An 18,839-nucleotide genomic window follows, 5' to 3' on the forward strand; every position below is an offset into this window, starting at 1 on the left:
TATCCACGGTTTTGCATTGTAACTAGTTGATGACATTTGTGGAATGATCAAAGGTGACAAAAAATTTAAACAATTGTTTGAAAAATACTTGTATTAAAACTGCCTTAGGTTTAACTTTTATGCGACACAGGTCAGACCACAAACTATAATTGTGATCGCAATCAACAAAACTCGTTATGACCTGTGATTGGCACTCGGTCATACTTAAGGAGAAATACAGTGACTACCCTACTTTGGATCATCGCCATGATCTTAGTGCTAGGAGCCCTAGCTTACCTTCGGGTATCTTTGCTCACTGCCACTATTGCAGCCGCTGTTGTGATGACAGCCGGATGGACACTCGATGTTGTTGGCCCTATCTCTTGGATTATCTTCCTCGTGATCGCGCTGCCCCTCAATATCAGTGCATTTAGACAAAATGTTATCAGTCGCCCACTGATGAAGATGTACCGTGGCATCATGCCCGAAATGTCTTCTACCGAAAAAGAAGCGATTGAAGCTGGTACCACTTGGTGGGAAGCCGATCTGTTTGCGGGTAACCCAAACTGGAAAAAACTCCACAATTACCCTGTCGCTCGTTTAAGTGCCGATGAGCAAGCCTTCTTAGACGGTCCAGTTGAAGAAGTGTGCCGCATGGTGAACCAACATCAAGTATCACATCAACTGGCTGATTTGCCTGCTGAAGTATGGCAATACCTGAAAGATCACGGCTTCTTCGCCATGATCATCAAGAAAAAATACGGCGGTTTAGAGTACTCAGCCTACGCCCAATCACGCGTGCTGCAAAAGCTTGCGGGTTTAAGCAGCGAGCTGGCATCCACTGTAGGTGTACCTAACTCCTTAGGCCCTGGCGAACTGTTACAACACTATGGTACGCCTGAGCAGCAAAACCATTACCTGCCACGTTTAGCCAAAGGTTTAGAAGTCCCTTGTTTCGCATTAACTAGCCCTGAGGCTGGTAGCGACGCGGGTTCTATCCCTGACTTTGGTATCGTGTGTAAAGGTCAATGGGAAGGCGAAGAAGTCTTAGGTATGCGCTTAACCTGGAACAAGCGTTATATCACCCTAGCGCCAGTTGCGACTGTATTAGGTCTGGCGTTTAAACTGCGTGACCCTGAACACCTATTAGGCGACAAAGAAGAACTGGGCATTACCTGCGCGCTGATCCCAACTGATGTTGAAGGCGTTGAAACAGGCCGTCGTCACTTCCCGCTGAACTGTATGTTCCAAAACGGTCCTACTCGCGGTAAAGACGTATTCGTACCATTAAGCTTTATCATCGGTGGTCCGAAAATGGCTGGCCAAGGCTGGCGTATGCTGGTTGAGTGTTTGTCTGTTGGCCGTGGTATCACGCTGCCATCAAACTCTGCCGGTGGTGTAAAAACAGCAGCACTTGCAACGGGTGCCTATGCACGTATTCGTCGTCAATTCAAACTGCCGATTGGTAAGTTAGAAGGGATTGAAGAGCCAATGGCACGCATCGGTGGTAACGCCTATCTGATGGATGCAGTGACCTCATTAACCACCACAGGTATCGATTTAGGTGAAAAACCTTCGGTTATCTCGGCTATCGTGAAATATCACCTGACCGATCGTATGCAGAAATGCGTTATCGACGCCATGGATATCCACGGTGGTAAAGGTGTGTGTTTAGGCCCTAACAACTACTTAGGTCGTGGCTATCAAGCGGCTCCGATTGCGATTACCGTTGAAGGCGCAAACATCCTGACACGTTCGATGATCATCTATGGTCAAGGTGCAATCCGTTGTCATCCTTATGTATTGGCCGAAATGGAGTCAGCGTTTGACACTGAGTCCGGCCAAGGTTTAGCCAACTTCGATGCGGCCATCTTCGGTCACATTGGTTTTGCGACCAGTAACTTTGTCCGTAGCTTCTGGTTAGGTCTGACATCAAGCCGTTTCTCTAACGCGCCTTACTCAGATAAAACCAAGCGTTATTATCAACATATGAACCGTTTCAGTGCCAACCTAGCCCTGCTTTCAGACTTAGCCATGGCAACCTTAGGCGGTAACTTAAAACGTAAAGAGCGTATTTCTGCCCGCTTAGGTGATCTGTTAAGCCAGTTATACCTCGCTTCTGCGACCTTAAAACGTTACCAAGATGAAGGCCGTCAAACCGACGATCTGCCACTGGTGCAATGGGCGGTTGAAGATGCTCTGTACCAGTTACAGGCTTCATTAGACGATTTACTGGATAACTTCCCTATGGGTCTAGGCGGCGTACTACGCGCCATCATGTTCCCATTCGGTCGTCCTCTGAAACGTCCAAGCGATGTGTTAGATCATAAAGTGGCTAAGATCATGCAAACACCTTGTGAAAGCCGTGATCGTTTAGGTAAAGGCCAATTCTGGACTAACTCAGAGCACAATGCTGTGGGCATCCAAGAGCAAACGCTTAAGGATATTCTGGCTGCCGAACCTTTATTCGACAAAGTCTGTAAGGCCAGTGGCAAGCGTTTACCTTTCATGTGGTTAGATAAAGTCGCCGCTGAAGGTAAAGCCTTAGGTGTATTGAGCGACAGCGAAGTACAACTGTTGGAACGTGCCGAAATCGGCCGAATGAAGTCAATCAATGTGGATGACTTTGACCCAGCAGAGCTGCGCCCTGAAGTCGTCGCAACGACGTCACAGGAACGCGCCGCTTAATAGCGAAGCTGTACTAGCTAAGTCCATCTTAATAAACAAAAAGGCACTACATAGTAGTGCCTTTTTTATTATCGCCTCAATTAACAGGCTTATCTCTTCGCAAATACCAAGCTCATCTTAGCTAACCTTGGCCTCGCCATTATCCCTTCGCCAACGTTTCATCCGCGGTGTTGATGTTATCTTGTGCTTCAACCTCAGATTGCGATGGCTCTTCGGCCTTGATTTTCGCTTGCTGCTCAAGTTGTTGGCGCTCTGCTTCAGCTTCCTCCTCGGCCTTGGCTTTCGCAAGGGCTGCTTCTTCCGCCGCTTTGGCCTGTGCAGCTATCGCCTCTTGCTCGGCAATCGCCTGTTGGATTTTCGCTTCTTCAAGCGCTTCAACGGGCAGCAAACTGATTAACTCTATGCCATTGGGGAATAGGGTGTCATTGCCTGACACTATCACGACTTTGCCCTCTTTGGTCAGATACACTAACGGCAATGCCGTTTCGCCATAACGTTTGCGGAAATGCTCGAAGGTGAAGTTTTCAGTTAAGTTAGTGACTTTAAGCTGCGCCCCTTTCGCCATTTGACTGGCAATTTTGGCGTAGGACACCGCATCACCAAACAAACATAATCGCTGTTTGTAAGTCTCAGATAATTGATGGCGCGCGCTACCCTGCTCGGCATTATTAAGGCCAAAGACCTTTTTAGAACCTAACACATCTTGAAAATAAAAGGTCACCAGCGGGTTTAACTGCTTATAAGGCGACATGATCAGCACTCGGCCAATCCCAGTTAAATCCATATAGGTTTCTGCATGTTCCGAGGCGGGATTACCAAAATAGACCGGAATATTATCCATCCGCGCGAGACGAATGTTATCCCAGTTGCTGTCGGCCAGCAGCACTTTGACATCTTTGCTTTTTAAGATTTTTGCCAGTTCGCGGGAAAACTTCGAGGCTCCGAAAATTAATAATCCTTGCGCCGAACCCGACGTCACTCCAAGGTATTTCGCCCAGCGGCCCGCGGTTAAACTTTGGATAACGACAGTGCCGATAATGATTAAAAATACTAAGGGTACGATGGCATCGGCGCCCTGCACATTGGTAGCTTCTAACTTAATGGCGAATAAGGAAGATACGGCCGCCGCCACAATCCCCCGCGGGGCAATCCAACATAGAAACCACTTATCGGCTCTTGAGAGTGACGTCCCAATGCCTGACACCCAAATACTGAGCGGCCGAGCAATCAGCATGGTCACGGCGAGCACTCCTACGCCGCCCCAGCCTAAATCCATCATGGCACTCGAATCGAGTCTTGCGGCTAACAGGATAAATAAGGCAGAAATCAACAGCACTGTCAGTGTTTCTTTAAATTCAAGGATTTCAGCAATATCCACACCGCGCATATTCGCTAGCCAAATCCCCATCACAGTCACTGTGAGTAATCCAGACTCTTCCTGCAGTAGGTTGGAGCCGACAAAAATCCCCAGCATAAGGGTTAATACTGCGGTATTACGTAAATAATGCGGCAATAAATTGCGGCGGATCACTTGGCCAATGAGGTAACCTGACGCCGCGCCTAAGCCTAAGCCAAGCGTGAGCATGGAGCCTAGTGCATAGAGCACATGGCTAGTGGGGTCACCGGATACCGTAATGTATTCAAATACTAATACAGCAAGTAGCGCACCAATGGGGTCAATCACAATCCCTTCCCAGCGTAAAATACTCGCCAGTTGCGACTTAGGCCGTACGCTGCGCAGCATAGGGACAATCACGGTTGGCCCCGTGACCACCACGAGGGCGCCAAATAACAATGCGACCTCCCAGCTAAAATTGAGCAAATAAAAGGTCGCGACACTGATACAGCCCCAGGTGATCACCATGCCGATGCTCACTAAGTGAGTCACCATGCGGCCATGGTCTTTAATCTCTTTAAAATTGAGGGTCAATGCCCCCTCAAACAGGATCACGGCGACACCGAGTGAAATGATAGGAAACAATAAATCCCCAAAGATTTCATCGGGATTGAGTACCCCAAATGCTGGGCCTAACATCAAACCACAGAGTAATAACGGTAAAATTGCAGGTAACCTAAGCTTCCAACCAACCCATTGACAAAATAACGAAAGCACCCCGATAAGTGCTAACATCCCAGTGATTTTTTCAACCATATAACTTCCTTTAGTTGGCATGGAGTGGTCTTTATTAACCCAACCTAACACGCTTTTTTCATACAGAAAAATGAACTATTGGTGATAACAATAGCAGCAAAAAATGCAGTCCTGTAACTCGAATATGTCGATTGACAGCGAATATTCAGCTTTCAGTAGAAATAAAGGGATAAAAAGAAACAATACCTTAGGCATTAGGTAAAGGTATTAAGCAGAAATACAGAGGCAAATACTCTGAAAAGATAGATAGAAAAAAGCCTCATCTTTCGATGAGGCTTATTCTATTTGGCGGAGCGGACGGGACTCGAACCCGCGACCCCCGGCGTGACAGGCCGGTATTCTAACCAACTGAACTACCGCTCCAAACTTTTATTATACCGCTACTAGGGCAATATAATGTTAACTTTCAACAACTTGACTGGCGGAGCGGACGGGACTCGAACCCGCGACCCCCGGCGTGACAGGCCGGTATTCTAACCAACTGAACTACCGCTCCACTCAAGTTGCGGTGAATAATACGGTTGAGCGTTCGAAGCGTCAACCGTTTTTTTCACTCATTTGCATCGTTTAGTTAAAATTTCGCCAAACCAAACAAAACCCCATGATAAATGAACAAAATATCTTCAAACTGGCGTCTAAAACGCCTGACTGTTGGCCGTTGATTTAGCGGCGATGATCCGGCTCATCTGGCATGGTCAAATCAATCTCATCGAGCGATGGCGCCTCTGGCTTATTCTGCCCAGCCTCATCTAACATCCGTTGCTCTGCGGCGGCCAGTGCCTGCGCGAGACTTTGACGCTTACGCCAAACTATCAGCCCCACAACCCCAAGCAGTAGTAACACAGCATTGATGGTAATGATCCAAAACAGCGCATCCTGTTTTGCCACGGCTTCTTCTTCAGCGGCCTTTTGCGCTGCAACGGCGGCTAACTCCTCGGCACTCGGCGGCGGTTCGGGTGGCTGCACTAAGTTAAAGAAGAGTTCTGGCAAATCGAGCAGGATTTCACGGCCAGTGAGTGTGGTGGTCGCCACAGTGCCTTTAATTCGATAACTGCCAAACTCAGTCACAGGCGGTATTGGCAGTTCAGTGTCGCTCTCTTTAAGCCCATGAACGACGAGGGGAAGTTGCAAACCTGCTGGTCCAACAAGCTCGAATGAAAAATGGGTTTCAGCCAATTGCAGCACACTGCTATCGGCGTGCAGCATTATTTTCCATCGCCCCGTTAACGGATCATCTGGGGTGATCACCTCGGCATTCACTGGGCGTGGCGATAAGGTAAAGGGAAAAGAAACCTGTCGTTCAAACACATTATTACGGGCTTGGACCACAAAGTCGTACTCGCCCCAGGGCTGTTTTAGATTGATATCACTGGTAAACATGCCATCATCGGGTCTTTCATCGAACTTTTCGCCATTATCTTTGTAAGAGCCGACGATAATGTCACCGGCGGCAAAGTTCTCATCCCCAGCGCGATGTTTACTGACAAAATGCGCGGTCCACTCGACAAGATAATCGAGTCCCGGCATGCGCACCCGCTCCGCATCACCCATTAATTGAGCAACGACTTTGGTTTCTTCACCTTGGAATAACGGCTGCGGCAGTTGTTGCACTTCAATTTCAAGTTTAGAGACCCGCTTAAGTTGCGATCCCGGTACTACCTTACCCACCAGCTGCCAAGGGCCAGGCTGAGGCGACTCGATATATATAATGTCGCCAGTAATGCCATCGACCCATTTAACCGTTTCAGGGTGACGGTTGGCGTACCACTTGCTGCCATCGGGCAATACGATGACCACAGGCGCAGAGCCGTACTCCCGCTGGATCAACAATGTCATGCTGCTGACCATATGATCCACCCGAAAGCGATTTTTAAGCTCAGAGGCGGTATCGACGGGCACCACTTTTCGAGTAGCAGGCTTGGTCGGCTTAGCTTGAGTGGCTTGACTCGGCTTGGCATCAACTGGCTTTTCGGCGCTCGCTTTCACGTCAGCGGGTTTATCTGCACTCGTTTTAGCCTCACTGACTTTGGGCTCACTAACCTTAGACGGACTGACTTGAGCATCATTGGGTTTTGCGGCAGTTGGCTGCGCCTCTTGAGTCTTTGACGCCATATTGGCGGGTGGCTGAGCGGTTGCTGGTTCGGCATCAGCCGCCAGCAAAGAAGCGCTCAAGCAGAGGCCGCCGAGCACTAATGTGGTATTTCGTAAGGATTTTCGCAGCGACATCGTCATAGGCAATAAATTATCCTCTCCAGAGGCATTTTCCTGATTTTGCGACTAAATCAAGACGCTTTTCATGCATAACGAGTTCATCGGCCGATGCGCTGATCACTTTAAGATTAAGTGATGCCGGATCAAAGCGTTGGATGCCCCCAGCCTCTTGACCGACTTCATCATTAGAGAGATTGAACTTGGTCTGCCCGCCTGTCATCGCCAAATACACATCGGCTAAGATCTCGGCGTCGAGTAATGCCCCGTGGTACAGGCGGCGAGAGTTATCGATACCGTAGCGCTTACATAGGGCGTCTAAGTTGTTCTTTTGCCCAGGGTGTAAAAATTTTGCGATATCGAGGGAGTCTAAGATCTCACAGATTTCACTGGTCTTTGGCCCTAATGGCTGCAACAGCGAAAATTCATGGTCCATAAAGCTCACGTCGAAGTTTGCGTTATGGGCCACAATTTCGGCGCCACTGATAAAATCAATAAATTCCTGCGCTATCTGATGGAACCTAGGCTCATTGGCAACGCGCTCATCGGTGATGCCGTGAACCGCAATCGCTTCTGGGTCAATCGCTTGGCCGGGATTGATATATTGATGGAAATAACGGCCCGTTAAACGGCGGTTGATCACCTCAACGCACCCTATCTCAATAATTCTGTGGCCTAAATACACTGCACCACTGCCTTGGTTCATACCCGTGGTTTCAGTATCCAAAATAACCTGACGGCTTGCGTTTGAGATAATATTCATACTTTTATGCGCTTCTTATGACATTTTTTGGTTATACTCGGCCGGTATTTACGCTGCGGATAACCATTTGATGACTGAACTAAAACTGATCCACATCTTCACCGATGGCTCTTGCTTAGGCAACCCTGGCCCCGGTGGCTATGGCATTGTAATGAATTATAAGGGCCATACAAAGGAGATGTCCGATGGTTTTGCCTTGACGACCAATAATCGCATGGAATTATTAGCCCCCATCGTCGCCCTCGAGGCGTTAAAAGAGCCTTGCAAGGTCATTTTAACCAGCGATAGCCAATATATGCGCCAAGGGATCACCACCTGGATCCATGGCTGGAAGAAAAAAGGCTGGATGACCTCGAATCGTACGCCAGTGAAAAATGTTGATCTCTGGAAACGTTTAGACAAAGCCGCCCAACTCCATCAAATTGATTGGCGTTGGGTGAAAGGCCACGCCGGACACCCTGAAAACGAGCGCTGCGATCAACTCGCCCGCGCCGCCGCTGAAGCGAGCCCTACCCAAGTCGATGAAGGCTATCAGCCTGAGTCCTAAAACTGGCCCTCATTTCGGCGCTAAACGTTGCGCCGATCACTCCCGAGATAAATGGAAAAAATTACCGCAAAACTGCACAAAGGCTAGGCCTAATGACGTGGCTTGGCGGCTCTTGTGGGTAATCCGATAAAACTGTCGCTCTAGCACTAGGCCTTCAATGGTTACCAGTGCCAGCTCTTTTCGGCTGATGTCTTTATCCAGCGCCAACTCCGAGAGCACGCCCAGTCCAGCGCCTTGTTTTACTGCAAGCTTAATGGCATCGGGCGTGGTAAAGCAGAATTTCGCCTCAGGCTGCATGCCTAATTCATTGGCTGCATTGACAAAATATTCACGCGTGCCCGAGCCTTCCTCCCTTAATACCCAGGATTGGCCTTTGACCGCCGCGGGTTTAACCGTCTGCCCCGCAAGGGGATGCGCGGGATGACAAAAGACGAGTAGCCTGTCCTTATGCCAAGGCTCAATATTCAAGCGATTATCGGTGCAATGTCCTTCGATAAACCCCATTTCGGCGCGAAATTGCGCGACCGATTGGATCACTTCTTGGGTATTGGTAATGGCCACATCCACATGGGTCTGCGTATGTTGCTGACAAAAGGCCACCGCCGCTTTTGCTAACAAATAGTTACCAATAGTGGAACTAGCACTCACGCTTAAATGCCCGACTAAATCACCGTCTTGGCGCGTGAACGCTTGCTCGATTTGCTCGACTCGATGTAACAAGTCCGTCGCCAGTGGCAACAACAAATTCCCTTGGGAGTTGAGCTGTAATCGATTGCCAATCCGCTCAAATAAACGGGCATTGAGCTGTTTTTCTAATTCGGCCAAGGCCATGGAGGTCGCAGGCGGCGATAGATTAACTTGCTCTGCCGCTTTTGCCACTTGCCCACTGCGTGCAACGGCTTCAAATACCGCAAGTTGCCTTAAGGTTATTCGCATAACAGACTCATTAATGAATGAAATTATTTGGTATGTTCGGATAAATGCCCGGTTCGACCCGCGCTCGGGGCTGTGGTCCAATTCGGCTGTAATACTTTACGTTTGTCGCGGATGGGCGTTAATGGCGACTCTAATTTACGTGCCACAATCAAATATAAGCTGCCCGCACTGGGTAGCCATGAGGCCAAGGTTTGCTGCATAAAACGGCCATCATTAAACTCACCAATTAACGGGTGGTAGACTAAACGTTCATCGCTGACCACTTGATAGCCTAATAAGCCTAACCAGTCTCGCACTCGAGAGGGCATAAAAAAACGCCCGCACCAGGGTAGATTGTCCTGAAATTTTGGCCATAACTTACCGAGAAACACTGGGCTTAGGGGATTAAAGCCCACGATAAATAAGTAGCCGCCGGCGATCAGCACCCTGTCGGTTTCCCGCAGGATACGGTAAGGATCTGCCTCAAATTCAAGCAGCAGGCTCATCAGCACCGCATCGATCACCCCATTCTGTAGGGGTAAATGGCAAAAATCGCCAATTAACGAGGCATTGGGTTCTGAGCACAGTGAGAAATGGTGGGCAACGGGGGATGCCATGCTCGAGAGATCGGCGCTTAAGGGACCGAGTTTGAGTAGATGATAGCCAAACACCCTTGGCCACCAATCGGCAAGCTTATCGGAAACGGCTTGTTGGAGTGCAGGACCATTGGGCAAATCGTCCCATTGCTCGGGTTTGCGCATAGAACTGTTATACGACACAAGTCTCCTCCCTTCCCGTTACCCATGTGCTTAATGCAAATCATCCATCTTGCCCATTACCGCTTTGGCGTTTGCCATGAGCAATTGTCATGGGCAATCGCAACAGTCGCCAAGTGAGCCCCTCTTATGGATAATAACCTTATCTTCAAAACGAAATACAGCGATCGGCGGTGCTATGCTCACTATAACAGCGATTAATGCCTTTAATGACAATTATATCTGGGTGTTGCGACAAGACTCCCAGCAAGCCGTGTATGTGGTTGACCCAGGTGATGCCAATGTCGTGCTCGACTACTTGCACGCCCAGCGACTCTCGTTAGCGGGTATTTTGATCACCCATCACCATAGGGACCACACGGGTGGGATCGCCGCCCTAACGGACCACGTAAAACAGACCACAGGCCATGACTTAGCGGTTTATGGTCCACAAAGTGAAGATATTCAAGGCATCAATCAGCCAATTGAGCCAACGCTGAGTGATTCACTCACTCTGCCTTTTATTGACGCGCCAGTGCGTATCCTGTCCGTTCCTGGTCATACGGCTGGGCATATTGCCTATCTGGTTGATGACGCATTATTTTGCGGTGATACCCTCTTTAGCGCAGGTTGCGGCCGCTTATTTGAGGGCACACCAAGCCAAATGTGGCAATCCTTAAGTCTGCTCGCGGCGCTGCCCGATGAAACCCGAGTCTACTGCGCCCATGAATACACTTTATCAAATCTGAAGTTTGCCCAAACGGTCGATACTGATAATGAAGCGCTTAACGCCTATGTGGAGGAAGCAAGCACCCTTCGTGCCCAAGGCAAAGCCACCATTCCCTCCACGATCGGATTGGAGCGAGCCATTAATCCCTTTCTGCGCCCTTTGTCGCCCACCATAGTCAACAGCATAAAAAATCAGTTTTGTGATCAAGATCTGACTAAAGCAGATGAACTGACCTGTTTTACCCTACTCAGGCAGTGGAAAGATATTTTTTAGTAAAAAACGATCTATTTATGGCTGAAATTTATACAGTTTTTCCCACTTTTGATGATGTAAATCAAAAGTGACCCTACAAGATGTACGATAATTTAGGGACAAGATCAAAAAGATCCCATAGAATGGCTCGTTTTTGCGTGAATACTTTGCGCTCTGTGTTGCCACTATTTACATAATAATCAATTTGTTAGCTCAATGAGGCTCGATGAGATTGTGCAGTGGCAATGCACTAACAGAGGACTATCGTTTTCCATGAGAGTATCACTTTATGTTGTAGCAGGGGGATTTGCCCTGCTCACAGGTTGTCAGACTTTAGACAACCATCAGGTGACCAAACCTGAAGCTGAAACCGTCACAACTGAAAATACCGTCCCACAGTATTATCTCGCAACCGAACCTGAGTCGGCGCAAATTACTGATGTATGGGAGCGAATTCGTCAAGGAATGCAACTCCCCGTTCCTGACAAAAAATTAGTTAACTATTATCGCGATTGGTACATCAAGAACCCCAAACACCTCGAAGTGATTTCTGAGCGTGCGGCGCCTTACATGTATTTGATCGTCGAAGAGCTTGAAAAGCGCCATCTCCCCATTGAGATCGCGTTGCTGCCGATTATCGAAAGCGCCTTCGATCCCAGTGCATCCTCAGCCAGTGCCGCCTCAGGGCTTTGGCAATTTACAACCCCAATGGCCAGCCATTTTGGGTTAGAGATGAACTGGTGGTACGACGGCCGTCGCGATGTGCCCGCCTCCACGGTGGCCGCGTTGGACATGCTCGAATACCTGTATGACAAAACCAATAATAATTGGCTTTATGCGATTGCAGCTTACAACTCGGGCGAGTCTCGCGTCCTCAATGCGATTAAACGCAATGAAGATAAAGGCCTTAAAACCGATTTTTGGTCACTGGATCTGCCAAAAGAGACTGAGCGTTATGTGCCACAATTGTTGGCCCTCGCCGAAGTGATTAAACATGCCGACGAATACGGCATTACGCTAGCGCCAATTGACAACAGCCCTTCTATTGAAGTGGTTGATATCGATAGCCAAATTGACTTGGCCATGGCGGCTGGGCTCGCCAATATGACGACCCATGAGCTATTAAAACTCAATCCTGGATACAACCGCTGGGCCACTGCACCGACGGGACCCCATACGCTGGTATTGCCGATTGATAAGTCAGAAGAGTTTAAAAAAGCACTGGCCGAAACCGAGAGTGAAGCCCGTGTGAGTTGGCTCAGATACACCATTAAATCCGGTGACAGTATCGGTGCCATTGCCAAGAAACACCATACCACAGTCAATGCGATCCGTGCGGCTAATGGTATGAAAAATAACAATATCGTTGCGGGTAGACACCTAATTATTCCGGTCTCTGCCGACGATAAACAGCTGTATGCCATGTCAACCAGCCAGAAGTTACCTAAAAAAGCGGCAACTTCAACCTCTGGCAATAAGTTGACTTACCAAGTGAAATCCGGCGATACCCTATGGCAAATCGCGCAGAATCATAAGGTATCGGTGAAACAGCTCACCGCTTGGAACCATTTAAACAAAGACAGTAAATTGCAGATGGGCCAAAAACTGACCATCGTTGCGCCGCCAACCCAAGCGGAAGCGGAGCAGATTCGCACCGTCAGCTACAAGGTGAAATCTGGCGACTCCTTAGCGCGCATTGCCAGCAAGTTTAAAGTGACGGTTGCCGAGCTGCTCGAGTGGAATAGCTTAACCTCATCGCAATACATTCAACCCGGCCAAGTGTTAAAGCTGGTGGTGGATGAAAGCAATTTAAATGCGTGATGTTTAGTACTTAGCGACATAGCTGCTTAGATATTGAGTTAAGCCCATTAATCTGTACAAAAGCAGTGCAGGTTCGGCAAGCATTAAACACTTAAGCCTTTTAATAGGGCAAACAAAAAGGCAGTAACACTTGGTTACTGCCTTTTTTATTCGCAAGATCCGTCCAAAATCCCCTCGAGACTTGTACTTCGAGCCTGCTGTCTTTCAATCTGCAATGTTAAATACACAGTAGTTTGCAAGAATGGCGCTATGTTTAGCAACCGCTACTCGAGGGTGAGCAAGTACACCACGGGCGCCATTGCTGGCAATTCACTCTCCAGCGCCTTAGCGGCAAATTGCGCCTCAAGATGGGCTCCTTCATTTGGGATCCCAGCCAAGGCTTTTGCCGGGATCGCAAACCTGACCACCAGCTCCTCACCAGCGGCTAACTGAGTATCACGCAGGGCTTGAGTAAACATCATATCGTCAGACCAAGCCCAAAGACGCTTTCCTTGCAGTGTGGTCAGTAACAAATCGGCAGTCATACCCGAGTGATAACGCAGTGCAACCGCCTGAGTCGAGGGATTGCGAACCGTTAATGTCGCCTTAAGGGGTTGTTTAAAATCCACAAAAGTATCGAGGGAAAGCGTACCCGTGAGCAAAGCCTGAGACGGTTTGTTCGATACCTGTTCCACTTTTAAGCTGGATTTTGCTTCAATTCCCTGTAGTTTCGCCGCTAAATTGGCGGTCTGTACCACTTCGGGTTGTTTAGCAGCCTCGGTACGAATATCGGTTTTTGGCGCATTAGTCTGGGCTTGCGGGGCAAAGCAGCCAAACAGCTGCCCCGCCACCAATGCCATCCCAAGCGGGCGCGCAATGCGCGTTAATGCCTGCTTAGGTTGAAGCTTGCTACCAGACACTTGCTTAGCAGTGTGTTTTCCCATGCCTAAAAACCACCGAGTTTTTTCAGTAGGGAGTCCTTTAATTTATCCTTGGCTTTATCCGTTTCTTCCTTCAACTGATTGTTCAGCAGCGCTTGGGTATCTAAAGCATATTCAGGTTTTTGGAAGGTGCCGGTGATCGCAAGTGGAATATCAATGCCAGCCAAGGCATTTTTCTCGCTACCACCCTGACCTTTGAGGGAGTTCACTAAGGTCGTGGTCAATCGGTAATCCAAGCCTTCGGTCAACAGGTTTGCACTGCCCTTACCCGCCACCCGTAATAGCGGTGATGACATGGCAAGATCAGGATTGGTCGCCACACCGTTCTCTAGGCTGAAGTTACCCGTCAGGCTAGAGAAGTCGGTTTTACGCTCTTCTTTGGTGTCGGCGGACATGTCCCCCTTTAACTTGGCCTGAGCGCTACGGATCATTTGCGGAATATTCACCCCGTAAAGGGCACCGTCGGTAATATCAAAACGGCCATTAGCAAGTAGGTTTTTCTTCAACTGCTCTGGAATTAAACTCTTACCTTTACCCTTAACGTTGAAATTGGCTGTACCGGCCAGAATTTCCAGCTCGGCGGCATCTTTTAGTAATGGACGGATCTGAACACCCGAAATTTGCTTATCAAATTGGTAACTGGCAACTTTTGAGCGGGCATCAACCTGCGCATTCAGCATCAACTTACCTTGGTAAAGATCCGCCGTCAGTTGCTTAAGATCAACCACACCATTCTTAATGCCTAAATCCATCAACCAGTTTTGCGTTGATAAGTTCGCCACCTTGATGGATTTGACCGCTAATGTCAGTTTGGCATCTAAGCCATTGAGCGCGGTAAGGTCGGGCTCTACCGCCTGAGCCTGTGAAGGCGTGGCAGCAGCTTGCTTTTCCGCCGTATCAGATTTTGGCAATAAGGCATCGAGGTCAATGTCACCCAGTTGGAAATCAGCGTTAATTTGCGGCACTTTACCGCCGTAATTCACCGCCAACTTACCCGCTGCATTAATATCCATCGCCGCTAATTTACTGATGTCTGCCGACAACTGCTTTTTATCTAATGCGATTTGGCTGTTTAGGCTAACCTCAGCAGTCAGTTTTTTATTGGGGATCCCCTCGCCTTCAACTTGAGTCTCAATATCCAGCTTCTCAATCACCAGTTGATTAAAATCATGGCTTAACTTTATTTGTCCTTCGCCTTTGCTGCTCACTGTCATATCCGGCAGGGTCGCGGCAAATTCGTAGGCCATAGGCGCAAATTTATCGAGTGAAAATGCCCCCAGCGTAAATTGCTTCAAGGTTAAGGTTTGGGTTTGTCCCTTGGCTTCATCAATCAAATTGATTTCGGTATTGGTAATCGAAACGCCGCCCACATCAATGCTCGTTAATTGTGCTTTGGCGCTTGGCTCGGCAGGCGTTGTTGGTTTTTCAGCGCCCTTGCCAGTTAAGCCATCGAGGCTCGAACTGCCATTTTTACGGGTGACCAGATTGATTTTTGCACCATCAAGGCTTAGCTGCGCGATTTCAATTTGCTTGCTAAACAGTGGCATAAGCTCAACTTCTGCCACAGCTTTATTCACTTCAAGCATAGATTTGGGTGTAAATCCCTCGGGATTAGAGAGTGAAATCCCCCCTAGATTAATCCCAACCGTCGGGAAAAATGTCCACGACAAATCATCACCGATGACAAGCTCACGCCCAGTCTGCTTTTTAACGGCGTTGACAATTTCTGGTTTAAAATCATTAGGGTCGAAAAATACGGTGAGATATAAGGTGACTGCAACCACTAAGGTCACCAGAAGAGCTAAAAGCCACTTAATGAATTTCATAGAAACATCCTTATCAATAACATCTTGAATTTTTGATAACACTTAACTTAGAAAGGCAAAATTTAATGACGCCTCGCTCACGGCAATGCCATTCTCATCGGCATAAAGCATCATGCCGGGTTTTACTGTCACAGCGCCAAACTCAATCGGCACATCGATTTGACCTTGGTTTAATTTTTCGGTCTTGATGGGCATTGCCCCTAATGCATAGACGCCAAGATTAAAAGTAGAAAGCCTTGCCACATCACGGACATAGCCATTAATCACCACACCTTGCCAACCGTTATCGAGGGCACTTTGCGCAATCAAATCCCCTAATAACGCCCGCCGGGGTGAGCCGCCACCATCAACGACCAATACTTTTCCATGACCGGGCTGGGCCAGCACTTCTTTCACTTTGGAGTTATCTTCAAAACATTTGACCGTTACAACTTCACCCCAAAACAAACGCTTACCACCAAAACTGCGAAAATCGAGCGGTAACAGCGACAGTTTTGTAGGGTAGTGATCGAACAAATCAGGCAATAGATCAAGCATTTGGATCTCCGCGAAGTGAAAAGTTTAGACTAACCATTATTGTAGACCCCTACAAGCCTAATGCGAAACTCGACTTTTTAATGAGGTTTGCACTTTAAATAGTTTATGAGCATTGGCATAAACATGATAATCTGCGATAGTTAACCTCCTATGACACCCGCTTGGGTACGTTAATTCATTATTTAGCTTCTCAACTTCTTGTAATAAAGTGAATACCAAATGACAACAGATCTTGATTTGCAAAGCGCTATTGCCGCGCTCGATGAATATGGATATGAGAAAAAAGCCTCAACGGATCTTGAGCAAGCCCGTAATAAACAACAAATGGGGAAATATATCAAATCCCTAGACTACAGTTTACGTCGATTATTGATATTGCAAGAAACTGTTAACGAATTAGTAGAAGAAAAGAAACATCAGCTCGCACAACAAGAAAACATTCAAACCTATAAAACCAAAATCATCAACCTCTCTCGCGAATTAAACCTTTCCTACGAAGAAGTTTTAGCCATCATGGCAGAGTCTAGCACTAAGAAATAACCCTCTTCGATAATCAGCACATCTCCCTTTGTCTGCGAACATCTCGATTCAGTACGGAATAACAAGATTTTTGCTTGAGTGATTTCGGCGGTCTTAAGGACGTCATTAAACATCATTCATGATTAATGCCTGATGTTACCGAATGGCGTTTAGAGAACAGATATAAGGCGCTCAGTTAGCGCCTTATATCTGGGTGACGGATTACTGCTCTAACATTAATTGGCGAATATATTTCACCGGTGCACTGCCATAACTTAAAAACTTCTCATGGAATGCTTTTAGGTCAAAATCCTTGCCTTTGAGCTGCTTATATTCTTCGCGGAAATCGTAAATTTCGCGGTAACCCGAGTAGTAACTGGTCAGCTGTACTTGGCTTAGGGTGGCACGGCGCCATTTACCTTCCGCCTCAGCACGTTGCTGGAACGCTTCATCCATCATCAGACTGATGGCTTGCTCTTCAGTCATGCCTTTAACATGAATGCTGTAGTCTAATATGGTGTTACAGATAACACGTAAATTCCACTTGTAATACATCAACCACATTTCAGGCTCGAAATTACCATAACCCTCTTCAAGCATCATGCGTTCGGTATAAACGGCCCAACCTTCGACCATGGCGCCATTACCAAATAAGCTTTTCACTAAGCTTGGTGACTCATTGGAATAAACTAATTGGGTGTAGTGTCCAGGAATCGCCTCATGGATATTTAAAATCTGTAATATCCAGTGGTTATATTCGCGTAAATAGCTTTCTGCGGATTCATCACTCATACCATCGAGTGGCGTGACGTTATAATAGGTATTGCCTAATTTATCATAAGGACCAGGCGCACTAATCGAAGCTCCCGCATAACCCCGCATATACTCAGGGGTTTCACGCACGACTAATGGTTTTTTAGGATCTAAGGTCACTAAGTCTTTTTGATTTACAAATTCAATCAACTCAGGAATTTGTTTACGTACTTCGCTCACAAAGTCATCACGCTTAACGTGCTCTGTCGATAATTTATCAATCAATTGGCGAATCGCGATTTTATTGTCGGCAGGTTTTGGCGTAGTGAAATATTTTGGCCACAGCTTGTCGGTGATCTTCGCCATTTCACCTTGCACTCTTTCTTTATCTGCCATGGCTTTTTGATAGAGCTGTTTTGCTGTCATACCCGCTTGGATATCAAAGGCAAACTTTTGCTCGTATAATTCTTCACCAATTCTAAAACTGCGGGCACCGTCTTTTTTCAGTTGGCTAACCTGTGCATTTAACCAAGTAATATGTTCGTTAATTGCTTTCGTTGCCGTGTCGAAACGGGATTTAAACAGCGATTTTTCCGCATCTGACAGACCAGAATCCGCCACTTGCTTCAATAAATCATCGGAAAAGACCGAAAACGCACCTTGGTTTTGCATCACAGCCAATTCAGTATGTTCTAGGGTTGGCTGCTGAATATTGCTGCGCGCCGCGGCGTAATAAGCTGGGATATTTTCCATTCTGGCCAATACGGAACGTAATCTGTCATCCAGTGGCGCAAAGTTTTCATTGATGATTTGTGCAAAACCGCCCGCCACGTTATAGCTCGAGGGATCCCATTGCCAAGATTTAAAGTCGGTGATTTCCCACGCCATGCTGTTTAGCAGGTTATCAATCAAGTGATAATCGATGGTTTCGTTAGAGTTCAGAGACTTAAGTTCAAACTGTTTCAGCTTTGCCTGCTGGGCTTTTACAAAGGCAAGGGTTTTAACACGGCTGGCTTCATTGGGGATTTCTAAATAGCCATCATTAACATGTTTGCCGCTGTAGAGCGCCCAGGTTGGCGCTAATTGCCACAAATCATCGATAAAGGTCTGGCTAAATTGTGCAAAGGCGCTGGTCTTCACATCGGCACTGACGGCGCTTGATTTGGCGATATCGGCTGACGCTTGAGTTGATTGCGATTGGCAACCCGCAAGGCCTGTGAGCGATAACAAGATCGCAAGAGAGATGGCGGTTTTCTTCATTCTTTTTCGTCCTTTTTATATTTATGCGTTAATTCCAGTGCCTCGAGGCGACCGTAAGCGTCTAAAACTTAACTCATCAGACGCCAATAAAAGGACTTAAGTTAATCATATCAGCCGCCTAATTGCAGCTGTGTTGCAAGCGAATACATGCCCAGTTACAAATTTGTAAGCCCGAGTGCCGATAGCGCTCAACTATCAACCTGCGTGAGATAAT

14 protein-coding genes and 2 tRNA genes are annotated in these 18,839 nt (G+C 47.5%); 5 read left to right on the plus strand and 11 right to left on the minus strand.

Annotated features, from left to right (window positions below; genetic code table 11):
• The first annotated feature begins 219 nt into the window (after positions 1–219).
• Positions 220–2,667 (plus strand): acyl-CoA dehydrogenase FadE, encoded by a 2,448-nt coding sequence (gene fadE, locus N5E87_RS12000; protein ID WP_086904126.1) that lies wholly within the window; start codon positions 220–222, stop codon positions 2,665–2,667.
• Positions 2,668–2,806: 139 nt separating this feature from the next.
• On the opposite strand, the gene N5E87_RS12005 is transcribed toward fadE, so the two are convergent.
• From N5E87_RS12005 to dnaQ, 5 genes are all read right to left on the minus strand, one after another.
• On the minus strand, positions 2,807–4,819 hold the full coding sequence (locus N5E87_RS12005) for a sodium:proton antiporter (RefSeq protein WP_086904125.1): 2,013 nt from the start codon (positions 4,817–4,819) through the stop codon (positions 2,807–2,809).
• A 286-nt stretch (positions 4,820–5,105) separates the two neighbouring features.
• Positions 5,106–5,182 (minus strand) — tRNA-Asp (locus N5E87_RS12010).
• A gap of 56 nt (positions 5,183–5,238) precedes the next feature.
• A tRNA-Asp gene (locus tag N5E87_RS12015) sits at positions 5,239–5,315 on the minus strand.
• Between the two features lie 167 nt (positions 5,316–5,482).
• Positions 5,483–7,051, minus strand: a complete 1,569-nt coding sequence (locus tag N5E87_RS12020) for a TIGR03503 family protein (RefSeq protein WP_086904124.1) — start codon at positions 7,049–7,051, stop codon at positions 5,483–5,485.
• Between the two features lie 10 nt (positions 7,052–7,061).
• Complete coding sequence (gene dnaQ / locus N5E87_RS12025; protein ID WP_011717296.1) at positions 7,062–7,790, minus strand: DNA polymerase III subunit epsilon; 729 nt, start codon at positions 7,788–7,790, stop codon at positions 7,062–7,064.
• Between the two features lie 70 nt (positions 7,791–7,860).
• Between dnaQ and rnhA the strand changes: the two genes are divergently transcribed.
• Positions 7,861–8,337, plus strand: coding sequence for a ribonuclease HI (gene rnhA / locus N5E87_RS12030; protein ID WP_011717297.1), 477 nt, complete (start codon positions 7,861–7,863; stop codon positions 8,335–8,337).
• 36 nt (positions 8,338–8,373) lie between these two features.
• Here the strand turns inward: rnhA and N5E87_RS12035 are convergent, their stop codons facing one another.
• Positions 8,374–9,273, minus strand: coding sequence for a LysR substrate-binding domain-containing protein (locus tag N5E87_RS12035; RefSeq protein ID WP_011717298.1), 900 nt, complete (start codon positions 9,271–9,273; stop codon positions 8,374–8,376).
• 23 nt (positions 9,274–9,296) lie between these two features.
• Entirely contained in the window at positions 9,297–10,031 is a 735-nt protein-coding gene (locus N5E87_RS12040; protein ID WP_011717299.1) for a class I SAM-dependent methyltransferase, read from the minus strand.
• Positions 10,032–10,206: 175 nt separating this feature from the next.
• On the opposite strand from N5E87_RS12040, the gene gloB reads away from it, so the two are divergent.
• Both gloB and N5E87_RS12050 read left to right on the plus strand, forming a co-directional pair.
• Positions 10,207–11,010, plus strand: a complete 804-nt coding sequence (gloB, locus tag N5E87_RS12045) for a hydroxyacylglutathione hydrolase (RefSeq protein WP_011717300.1) — start codon at positions 10,207–10,209, stop codon at positions 11,008–11,010.
• 252 nt (positions 11,011–11,262) lie between these two features.
• Complete coding sequence (locus N5E87_RS12050) at positions 11,263–12,810, plus strand: LysM peptidoglycan-binding domain-containing protein (RefSeq protein ID WP_011717301.1); 1,548 nt, start codon at positions 11,263–11,265, stop codon at positions 12,808–12,810.
• Between the two features lie 263 nt (positions 12,811–13,073).
• Here the strand turns inward: N5E87_RS12050 and N5E87_RS12055 are convergent, their stop codons facing one another.
• From N5E87_RS12055 to N5E87_RS12065, 3 genes are read right to left on the minus strand one after another with little or no spacing between them, the layout of a single operon-like run.
• Positions 13,074–13,733 carry a BsuPI-related putative proteinase inhibitor gene (locus N5E87_RS12055; RefSeq protein ID WP_086904123.1) on the minus strand — a complete coding sequence of 220 codons (660 nt, stop codon included), beginning with the start codon at positions 13,731–13,733 and terminating at the stop codon, positions 13,074–13,076.
• Between the two features lie 2 nt (positions 13,734–13,735).
• Entirely contained in the window at positions 13,736–15,556 is a 1,821-nt protein-coding gene (locus N5E87_RS12060) for an AsmA family protein (RefSeq protein WP_086904122.1), read from the minus strand.
• A gap of 42 nt (positions 15,557–15,598) precedes the next feature.
• Positions 15,599–16,093, minus strand: a complete 495-nt coding sequence (locus tag N5E87_RS12065) for a putative 4-hydroxy-4-methyl-2-oxoglutarate aldolase (RefSeq protein ID WP_086904121.1) — start codon at positions 16,091–16,093, stop codon at positions 15,599–15,601.
• Between the two features lie 219 nt (positions 16,094–16,312).
• On the opposite strand from N5E87_RS12065, the gene N5E87_RS12070 reads away from it, so the two are divergent.
• Positions 16,313–16,633: a hypothetical protein gene (locus N5E87_RS12070; protein ID WP_086904120.1), complete on the plus strand. Its 321-nt coding sequence runs from the start codon at positions 16,313–16,315 to the stop codon at positions 16,631–16,633.
• Between the two features lie 201 nt (positions 16,634–16,834).
• Here the strand turns inward: N5E87_RS12070 and N5E87_RS12075 are convergent, their stop codons facing one another.
• Positions 16,835–18,625, minus strand: coding sequence for a DUF885 domain-containing protein (locus N5E87_RS12075; protein ID WP_086904119.1), 1,791 nt, complete (start codon positions 18,623–18,625; stop codon positions 16,835–16,837).
• Between the last annotated feature and the right edge of the window lie 214 nt (positions 18,626–18,839).

This window comes from Shewanella sp. GD03713, from assembly GCF_029843705.1.
Lineage (GTDB): Bacteria > Pseudomonadota > Gammaproteobacteria > Enterobacterales > Shewanellaceae > Shewanella.

Bases quoted from the DNA above. Each gene is read 5' to 3' on its own strand.
- rnhA (WP_011717297.1), top strand. From the start codon at position 7,861: ATGACTGAACTAAAACTGATCCACATCTTCACCGATGGCTCTTGCTTA.
- N5E87_RS12020 (WP_086904124.1), bottom strand. From the start codon at position 7,051: ATGACGATGTCGCTGCGAAAATCCTTACGAAATACCACATTAGTGCTC.
- N5E87_RS12035 (WP_011717298.1), bottom strand. From the start codon at position 9,273: ATGCGAATAACCTTAAGGCAACTTGCGGTATTTGAAGCCGTTGCACGC.
- dnaQ (WP_011717296.1), bottom strand. From the start codon at position 7,790: ATGAATATTATCTCAAACGCAAGCCGTCAGGTTATTTTGGATACTGAA.
- N5E87_RS12055 (WP_086904123.1), bottom strand. From the start codon at position 13,733: ATGGGAAAACACACTGCTAAGCAAGTGTCTGGTAGCAAGCTTCAACCT.
- gloB (WP_011717300.1), top strand. From the start codon at position 10,207: ATGCTCACTATAACAGCGATTAATGCCTTTAATGACAATTATATCTGG.
- N5E87_RS12070 (WP_086904120.1), top strand. From the start codon at position 16,313: ATGACAACAGATCTTGATTTGCAAAGCGCTATTGCCGCGCTCGATGAA.
- N5E87_RS12060 (WP_086904122.1), bottom strand. From the start codon at position 15,556: ATGAAATTCATTAAGTGGCTTTTAGCTCTTCTGGTGACCTTAGTGGTT.
- N5E87_RS12065 (WP_086904121.1), bottom strand. From the start codon at position 16,093: ATGCTTGATCTATTGCCTGATTTGTTCGATCACTACCCTACAAAACTG.
- N5E87_RS12005 (WP_086904125.1), bottom strand. From the start codon at position 4,819: ATGGTTGAAAAAATCACTGGGATGTTAGCACTTATCGGGGTGCTTTCG.
- N5E87_RS12050 (WP_011717301.1), top strand. From the start codon at position 11,263: ATGAGAGTATCACTTTATGTTGTAGCAGGGGGATTTGCCCTGCTCACA.
- N5E87_RS12075 (WP_086904119.1), bottom strand. From the start codon at position 18,625: ATGAAGAAAACCGCCATCTCTCTTGCGATCTTGTTATCGCTCACAGGC.